Annotated in this window: 7 protein-coding genes, 1 pseudogene and 1 riboswitch; of the genes and pseudogenes, 5 read left to right on the top strand and 3 right to left on the bottom strand. The window is 45.2% G+C overall.

From position 1 onward, the window contains the following. From CCU_RS01550 to thiS, 3 genes and pseudogenes are all read right to left on the bottom strand, one after another. Positions 1 to 342 (bottom strand): annotated as a pseudogene (locus CCU_RS01550) (2-iminoacetate synthase ThiH); the annotation flags it as partial. A 14-nt stretch (positions 343 to 356) separates the two neighbouring features. Continuing rightward, complete coding sequence (locus CCU_RS01545; RefSeq protein ID WP_015533315.1) at positions 357 to 1,127, bottom strand: thiazole synthase; 771 nt, start codon at positions 1,125 to 1,127, stop codon at positions 357 to 359. Beyond that, on the bottom strand, positions 1,127 to 1,327 hold the full coding sequence (thiS, locus tag CCU_RS01540; protein WP_015533314.1) for a sulfur carrier protein ThiS: 201 nt from the start codon (positions 1,325 to 1,327) through the stop codon (positions 1,127 to 1,129). The genes CCU_RS01545 and thiS overlap by 1 nt, the downstream gene beginning before the upstream one ends. 82 nt (positions 1,328 to 1,409) lie before the next feature. Continuing rightward, a riboswitch (TPP riboswitch) is annotated at positions 1,410 to 1,515 on the bottom strand. A 254-nt stretch (positions 1,516 to 1,769) separates the two neighbouring features. Here thiS and CCU_RS01535 point away from each other — a divergent pair. The 5 genes from CCU_RS01535 (at position 1,770) to pckA (ending at position 8,646) form a co-directional block, all read left to right on the top strand. After that, positions 1,770 to 3,095 (top strand): phenylacetate--CoA ligase family protein, encoded by a 1,326-nt coding sequence (locus CCU_RS01535; RefSeq protein ID WP_015533313.1) that lies wholly within the window; start codon positions 1,770 to 1,772, stop codon positions 3,093 to 3,095. A gap of 370 nt (positions 3,096 to 3,465) precedes the next feature. After that, positions 3,466 to 4,947, top strand: a complete 1,482-nt coding sequence (putP, locus tag CCU_RS01530; protein WP_015533312.1) for a sodium/proline symporter PutP — start codon at positions 3,466 to 3,468, stop codon at positions 4,945 to 4,947. A 550-nt stretch (positions 4,948 to 5,497) separates the two neighbouring features. Continuing rightward, positions 5,498 to 5,764, top strand: coding sequence for an OmpA family protein (locus CCU_RS01525; protein WP_015533311.1), 267 nt, complete (start codon positions 5,498 to 5,500; stop codon positions 5,762 to 5,764). 46 nt (positions 5,765 to 5,810) lie between these two features. After that, positions 5,811 to 6,800, top strand: coding sequence for an ion transporter (locus CCU_RS01520; RefSeq protein ID WP_015533310.1), 990 nt, complete (start codon positions 5,811 to 5,813; stop codon positions 6,798 to 6,800). Between the two features lie 241 nt (positions 6,801 to 7,041). Beyond that, positions 7,042 to 8,646 (top strand): phosphoenolpyruvate carboxykinase (ATP), encoded by a 1,605-nt coding sequence (pckA, locus tag CCU_RS01515; protein WP_015533309.1) that lies wholly within the window; start codon positions 7,042 to 7,044, stop codon positions 8,644 to 8,646. Positions 8,647 to 8,966 lie beyond the last annotated feature (320 nt).

Raw genomic sequence — 8,966 nt, 5'->3', positions numbered from 1 at the left:
GTAGACCGTGTTGCCGAAGTGCCTGCTTGTCTCGCGGCTTGCGCGCTGCGCCATCATCTCAAGAAATGGTTCGGCGGCGGGGGAGAGCAGAGCCTTGAAGTCCTCTATGCTGCACGTCTCGTGTTCAAGGGCAGCCATGACGTCTCTGCCTGTGTAACTGCTGTAGTCGTAGCTGTTCATGTGCTCCATGACCTTGCTACGGATGTCAGATTCAATAACCTCCATGCCCGGAAGGTATTCCATATGGCTTTTCCTTGACGATGGATCTGTCTCCAGACGGTGCTTGATCTCCAGCGCTTCCGGCGAAAGATATTCCGAGTCTATCAGAAAGTGGTTTTCCATATGAGTTCACCCCCTTAGTCATGCAGGAATCCGGTCAGTGGATCTGACGCGGATGCCCCTCTGGTGAGAACTCTTCCAAGACCTGCCAGATAAGCCTTTCGGCCTGAATTTATCGCGTCCTTGAATGCCGATGCCATGAGTGGCAGATTTCCGGCTGTGGCGAGGGCAGTGTTTGCCATGATGGCGGCAGCGCCCATCTCCATGGCTTCACATGCCTGGGATGGCCTTCCGATACCGGCGTCAACTATGATCGGAAGTTCGATCTCGTCGATGAGGATCTGGATGAAGTCTTTGGTAGCCAGTCCTTTGTTGGAACCTATAGGTGATGCCAGTGGCATGACCGCTGCGGCTCCCGCATTTACCAGATCACGGGCGGCATTCAGGTCCGGGTACATGTAAGGCAGTACCACAAATCCTTCATTTGCCAGTGCCTCGGTTGCCTTTATCGTTTCCTGGTTGTCGGGAAGGAGATATTTGCTGTCGCGCATGATCTCCACCTTGACGAAGTCTCCACAGCCCAGAGCCCTTGCAAGCCTTGCTATGCGCACGGCCTCCTCGGCGTTCCTCGCGCCGCTTGTATTTGGCAGGAGAGTAACTCCCTCTGGGATGAAATCGAGAATATTTTCCTCTTCCTTTGTATTTGCACGGCGGACGGCCAGAGTGATGATCTCTGCTCCTGCGTCTTTTATAGCTGATTCGATCAGCTTCATGGAATACTTTCCTGAACCCAGAATAAATCTTGAATTGAATTCATGTCCTCCTATTATCAGCTTGTCTTCTTTCATTATAATGCTCCTCCTCCCATGAAACTCACGACCTCCACACAGTCGCCGTCGTTAAATGTAATGTCTGCGTATGTCTCTCTCGGTATGATCTCCTCGTTGATCTCAACAACTATGCGCACCGGTTTGTAGCCGGATTCTTCAAGAAATGCCGCCAGATTCTGCCCGGCAACGTCGAGATCTTTTCCGTTCACTGTTACCATAGCCCTTTCCTCCAAAGTCTTTTATCTGCACAAAAAAAGAGTTACCGATCTGGTAACCCCAATAAAGTCTGCACTTTAACAAACGTCTGCTATCAGGCTTCCCTACGTTGGCATTATCCAAATCAGGTTTCCGGTCGAAGGTCACACCTTCCTCTCAGCCTGTACTACAAGCTCCCGCGTCCTCTTTTTGTTGTCAGATAATAATATACGACCTGAAAACCCGGAATGCAAGAGTAATCTATCAGGCAAATATGCCATTTGACCGCAAATATTCGAAGCTCTTTCAAAAATATACGGAAAATGTACTGCGATTGATGGCTTTTCCTTGACACAGCCCACATATGTATGTACAATTTAGTTGTTTGGCGCGCTAAAGTGTCATACAAAATCAGCAGGTTGCACAAATGCTGATTTGAGTTATCTTATGGAGGACAGTGAAGTTATGAGACAGAAGAAGATTCATTACATCTATAATAAAGAGATGGAGTGTATGGATCCTGAGGAGAGAAGAAAGCTTCAGGGGGAGAGACTTAGAAAGACAGTAGAACTTGAATATGCAAATGTACCGGCATACAGAGCCAGAATGGACGAGGCGGGAGTAAAGCCGGAGGATATAAACAGCATAGACGATATCGTCAAGCTGCCATTTATGCAGAAGACAGATCTCAGGGATAACTTCCCATTTGGACTGTTTGCAGCAGACAGGAAGGACATCATCAGAATCCAGGGTTCATCAGGAACCACAGGTAAGCCTGTTGTAGCTGGCTACACCCAGAACGATATAGATGTGTGGACGGAGATGGTAGCCAGAGCTATCAAGTGCGCTGGTGGCGGAGAGGATGATGTCATCCAGATAGCTTATGGTTATGGATTGTTCACAGGTGGACTTGGAGCACATCAGGGCGCGACTAAGGTTGGTGCCATGGTAGTTCCGATGTCATCAGGCAACACACAGAGACAGATCATGATGATGAAAGAGCTCGGCGCAACCATGCTTTGCTGTACACCTTCATATGCTACATACCTCGCAGAGACCATCAGGGAGATGGGCATCGATCCATCAGAACTGAAGATCAAGTCAGGCTACTTCGGAGCAGAACCTTGGACAGAGGAGATGAGACAGCACCTTGAGGAGCTTCTTGACTTCGATGCATTTGATATATATGGACTAACAGAGATTGGTGGACCTGGTGTTGCATTTGAGTGCTTTGAGAAGAACGGAATGCACATCAACGAGGATCATGTTCTTGCAGAGATCATTGATCCGGTCACAGAGGAGCCGCTTCCAGACGGAGTTCCTGGAGAGCTTGTGTTTACAACCCTTACCAAGACAGGTACACCTATGATCAGATACAGGACACATGATATATGTACACTTACACACGGCACATGTGCATGTGGAAGAACAACAGTCAAGATGAGCCGTATCACAGGCCGTACAGACGACATGCTTGTAATCCGTGGTGTAAATGTATTCCCTAGTCAGATAGAGTCAGTCCTTCTCGGCGTGGAGGAGGCTTCAGCTCATTATATGATCGTGGTTGATCGTGTGAATTCACAGGATAAGCTGACAGTTCAGGTAGAGCTCAAGGAAGATGTGGATATGGGCGATGCTGCAAAGCTTGCGGCTATTGCATCCCGCATCAAGACAGATATCAAGCAGACACTGCTTATCAGCGCAAAGGTTGAACTGGTTCCACCTAAGACCATTCCACGTTCAGAGGGCAAGGCAAAGAGAATCACAGATAACAGACATATCGGATTCTAATCGGTAAGATTGAGTAGTCAGACGAATCACAGGACTGAAATGTTTGAGAGCGGAAGACTATAGAGAGAATAAAACAGCCGGCTTAATGGCGAGCTTTCCGGGATCGAGACCGGGCATGCCGCTGTGAGCCGGCTGTTTTATCAGGCGGGGATCTTGGAAGGCTTGCACCAGCAGACATCAGCTGTGAGGTCTGCCGCCGGGAAACTGGCAAAACAGATAAAATCGCCAAATGCTGAAAAACCTTGCATTTTGGTATGTTTCCGTGTAGAATTTGCTTTGTTATGTGCGCTGACAGTGAGATACTGCACTGCAGTGGTAAAGTTGGTGCGGAGCAGATAAATTATAATTATTATGGAAGGTGGATTAACTAATGAATGTTTACGAGATGATTGCGTTTATAGCGTATTTTGTCCTGGTAATCGGTGTAGGAATTTATTTCTTCTTCAAATCCAAGGGGAATGCCGGCGAGAAGGATTATTTTCTTGGAGGAAGAGATATGAATGGTCTGGTGGCTGCACTCAGCGCCGGAGCATCTGATATGAGTGCGTGGGTTCTCATGGGACTGCCCGGAGCATTCTATGCGACAGGACTCAGCAACATGTGGATATCAGTTGGTCTGTTCATCGGAACAGCATGTGCCTGGATATTCATAGCACCGAGACTCAGAAGATTCTCGATAGCGTACAACGATTCGATCACTATACCTCAGTATTTGACAAATCGTTTTCAGTCAGACAATAAGCTGCTTCTCATAATATGTGCAGTTATATTTGTGGTTGCATATTGTATATACGCTGCGTCAAGTATATCGGCCTGCGGTACTCTGTTCAACACTGTTATGGGCATCGATAGGAATACAGCCATGATCGGCGCTGCAGTCATCATCATCGTGTACACATTCCTTGGTGGTTTTAATGCAGTGTGCTGGACGGATTTCTTCCAGGGACTTCTGATGCTTGCAGCTCTCATGATCGCACCTATCATTGCGGTCATCACCATGCAGGGCGCTGGCTTTATAGCACCTGATGTTGTCATTCCAGACAATTATTACAATGCCCTTATAAGTGGTTCATTTGACAAGACCAGTGTGATCAATATCATATCAGGACTTGCATGGGGACTTGGATATATGGGTATGCCACATATTCTTATAAGATACATTTCGATCAAGTCAGAGAAGGAGATGAAGAAGTCCAGAATAGTCGGTACTTGCTGGACGGGAATCATCCTCGTTATGGCATCCGTAGTTGGTATGGTCGGCCTTAAGTATCTTGGCGGTGGACTTACAGATAACTCACAGGTATTCATCAGACTTGTAAGAGGCGTGTTCCCTGCACTTGTAGCTGGTATACTTCTCTCAGCTATCCTTGCAGCGTCCATGAGTACAGCTGATTCACAGCTCCTTGCTTCATCATCAGCATTTTCGTCTGATGTGTACAAGCCTATATTCAGAAAGAGTGCATCTGACAAGGAGATGCTCTGGGCAGGAAGAATTGTGGTAATCATCATCTCAGTTGTGGCACTTGCCATAGCGATGAATCCGGACTGCGAGGGTATCATGGCACTCGTGTCAAATGCATGGGGCGCATTCGGATCGGCATTTGGACCGGTCATCGTTCTGTCACTGTACTGGAAGCGACTGAATTACAATGGAGCACTTGCTTCTATCATAGTCGGATTTGCTGTTGACATGCTCTGGTACAAGTTCCTTGCAACACCAACAGGACTTTATGAGATCGTTCCTGGATTTGCAGCAGCGTTCATTACAGCTATCGTCGTATCACTTCTCACAAAGAAGCCTGACGACAAGGTTGTTGAGATATTCGAGAAGGCTAAGCTTCCTACGGAGTAATTTGCAGTGTAGAGTTATAAAGCTGGGATCTTTTGGTGGCGGATGAGTTCGTCTGCACACAAAATTATCTCTAAATCAAAATAAAAGGCTGAAAAGATACAAAATCTGAAGAAATTGTATCTTTTCAGCCTTTTTTGCTAAATAAGAGATAATTTTGTGCGCAAAAAAAGAACCACCTGAATTGCTAGGCGGTTCTTTTTTAAACAACAACTTAAACAACTAAGAGTAAATTACTTTCTCTTGAACAACTGAGTTCAGTATATACACAAAATATGAACAGAATATGTACAGAAAAAAAACGTTTTGCAAAATAAAATCTTCAAAATTTAAAGATTTTATGACACATTTTTCAAAGTGCACAAAAAGAAAATGGCCATTTGTGCGGTATGCACAGAGCCTTGTAAAAACATGTAAATCCCGCATAAATATGTAAATAACAGGTAAAGGAGTAAGTATTTCAACTGGTAAAACAGCCTCTTTTTAATTATGATAGGAGATAGGGCGATTATAAGTGTGTGTATGTTTGCCATAACGGGTGGTATATTCGTGTATGCTTACCATCAACCAGTTCCTGCCGAAGTACTGCAGTGTGCTTCTGCGCGATGATTACAGGGAATACGTTTCGGAGATAATCATAGAGGGACACACGGATACGAATGGTTCCTACATATACAATCTTGAACTTTCACAGCAGCGAACGTTCTCAGTGGCAAAGTACTGTCTGACGGAGAGCAACGGCATCATAAGCAGTGGACATGGCAGCGTCGAGACGCGTGGAGATCAAGTTCAGGCTTCAGGACGAAGAGATGATAGATGAGATGATGGACATTCTCAAGGACAAATAGATATATAAGAGGAGAGCAATGGCGGTAAACAAGACAAAACTCAAAAAGCAAATATTTGACATAATACAGATAGGGGACAAAAGCAATCTGGCGAGCAGGGCATTTGACATATTCATAGTGGGTGTCATATTGTCGAACATATCGGTGATGTTCCTGCAGACCTACGATCAGCTTGAACCATATTATGGGCTGCTGAGTGTTATCGAGTGGGTGACTACAGGCATATTCTGTGTTGAGTACATTCTCCGCATATGGACGGCGGATTTCCTGTATCCCACATGCACCAGAGGAAAGGCTATAGGAAAGTTCCTCATATCATATGACGGAGTTGTGGATCTGCTCACGATCATACCAGTGTTCTTTCTGTCTGGCTTCGTGGCGTTCAGGATGCTCAGGGTGATCCGTATATTCCATCTTTTCAGGATCAATTCAAAGTACGACAGCTTCAATGTCATCAAGATAGTCCTGCTGAGAAAGAGCAGACAGATCATATCGTCCATGTTCATCATATTTATACTGATGATGGCGAGCAGCCTGTGTATGTACAGCACTGAGCATGCCGCACAGCCGGGAGTGTTCAGCAACGCCTTCAGCGGCATATGGTGGGCGGTATCGACAGTCCTTACCGTGGGGTATGGAGACATTTACCCGATCACGCTGCTGGGCAAATGCATGGCGATAGTCATAGCATTTATGGGAGTTCTGCTGGTAGCGATACCTACAGGTATCATAAGCGCCGGATTTGTAGAGCAGTATCAGAACAATGCCAACGAGGAGTCCAAAGTTGTTGATGTGGACGAGATTGGAGAACTGCTCGTAGATGATGTGAGCAAGTTTTGCGGCAGGACCATACTCCAGGCTACGGAGGAGTATGGTGTGAATATATATATGGTACTCAGGGATAATATGTCTATACTGCCGACAGGTGATCTGGAGATACAGACAGGTGATATTCTGATAGTGAAGTCAAAATTCCTTGAGAAGAGACGTGGAAGCTCATTATCTTAGGTTATGCAAGTAATAAATATAAAATTGAGATTATAAATGAGAAGTTTCTGTAAACTACAAAAAAAACTCAATAATCATATTGATTTATTTTGACTAATTGGGTATACTTTCAACTGAATATGAGAGAAAGTGTTCATATTTATTTTCAGATTATTGAGTGCTGTATAGTTGCGGTGCCGGCAGGGTACAGGCGACATGCACCTATCAATGAAATACATTTAAAGAAAAGGAGTTAAGAAAAATGGCAACAGTTGATTTAACTAAGTATGGCATTACAGGCACAACAGAGATCGTACACAATCCTTCATATGAATTGTTATTCGAGGAAGAGACAAAGGCTGACCTTAAGGGATACGAGAAGGGACAGGTTAGTGAACTTGGCGCAGTTAACGTTATGACTGGTATTTATACAGGCCGTTCACCTAAAGATAAGTATATCGTAGTAGATGAGAACTCAAAGGACACTGTATGGTGGACATCAGATGAGTACAAGAACGATAACCATCCAATGACAGAGGAGACATGGGCATCAGTTAAGGATCTTGCAAAGAAGGAGCTCTCAAACAAGAGACTTTTCGTAGTTGATGCATTCTGCGGAGCAAATGCTGATACTCGTATGGCTATCCGTTTCATCGTTGAGGTTGCTTGGCAGGCTCATTTCGTAACAAACATGTTCATCAAGCCAACTGAGGAAGAGCTTAAGAACTTCGAGCCAGATTTCGTAGTGTACAATGCTTCAAAGGCTAAGGTTGAGAACTACAAGGAGTTAGGACTTAACTCAGAGACATGTGTAGCATTCAACATCACAAGCCATGAGCAGGTTATAGTTAACACATGGTACGGCGGAGAGATGAAGAAGGGTATGTTCTCAATGATGAACTACTACCTTCCACTTAAGGGAATGGCTTCAATGCACTGCTCAGCTAACACAGATATGAACGGTGAGAACACAGCTATCTTCTTCGGCCTTTCAGGAACAGGTAAGACAACACTTTCAACAGATCCAAAGCGTCTCCTCATCGGTGATGATGAGCACGGCTGGGATGACAACGGCGTATTCAACTTCGAGGGTGGATGCTATGCTAAGGTTATCGACCTTGACAAGGATTCAGAGCCAGACATCTACAACGCTATCAAGAGAAACGCTCTTCTTGAGAACGTTACACTTGATGCAAACGGCAAGATCGATTTCACTGATAAGAGCGTAACAGAGAATACTCGTGTATCTTACCCAATAGATCATATCAAGAACATTGTAAGACCTATATCATCAGCACCAGCTGCAAAGAACGTAATCTTCCTTTCAGCAGATGCGTTTGGAGTACTTCCTCCAGTATCAATCCTTACACCAGAGCAGACACAGTACTACTTCCTGTCAGGATTCACAGCAAAGCTTGCTGGTACAGAGAGAGGTATCACAGAGCCAACACCTACATTCTCAGCTTGCTTCGGTCAGGCATTCCTCGAGCTGCATCCTACAAAGTATGCAGAGGAGCTTGTTAAGAAGATGGAGAAGAGCGGTGCTAAGGCATACCTTGTTAACACAGGATGGAATGGAACAGGCAAGAGAATTTCAATCAAGGATACAAGAGGAATCATCGATGCAATCCTCAGTGGTGCTATCAATGAGGCTCCTACAAAGAAGATCCCTATGTTCGACTTCGAGGTTCCAACAGAGCTTCCTGGCGTAGATCCAGCAATCCTTGACCCACGTGACACATACGCTGATGCTTCAGAGTGGGAGACAAAGGCTAAGGATCTTGCAGCAAGATTCCAGAAGAACTTTGCTAAGTACGAGGGTAATGCAGCAGGTAAGGCATTAGTTGCAGCAGGCCCACAGCTCTAAGATATAGCTTAGAATCATATAGAAGAAAGGAACTGTCATAGTCCAGATCCTTTCGCATAGAGAAGACCGGATACATTCGTTCAGAGTGTGTCTGGTCTTTTTTTGTCTGCGCCATCCATAAGTAATATTATGCTTTAACCGGCAACCAGAAATTACCTCTTGCAATACCGAACAAATGTTCGTATAATATTATGCATGAACGAGATAATTACAGGACTTACAACGAAAGAAAAACTGAATATACTGGCGGATGCGGCGAAGTATGATGTGGCGTGTACATCCAGTGGAGTGGACAGGAAGGGACAGAAGGGAGCCCTGGG

Source organism: Coprococcus sp. ART55/1 (assembly GCF_000210595.1).
Classification (GTDB): Bacteria; Bacillota; Clostridia; order Lachnospirales; family Lachnospiraceae; genus Coprococcus; species Coprococcus aceti.
The sequence above is the reverse complement of the archived record's forward strand: the minus strand, read 5'-3'. Positions and strand labels throughout refer to the sequence as shown.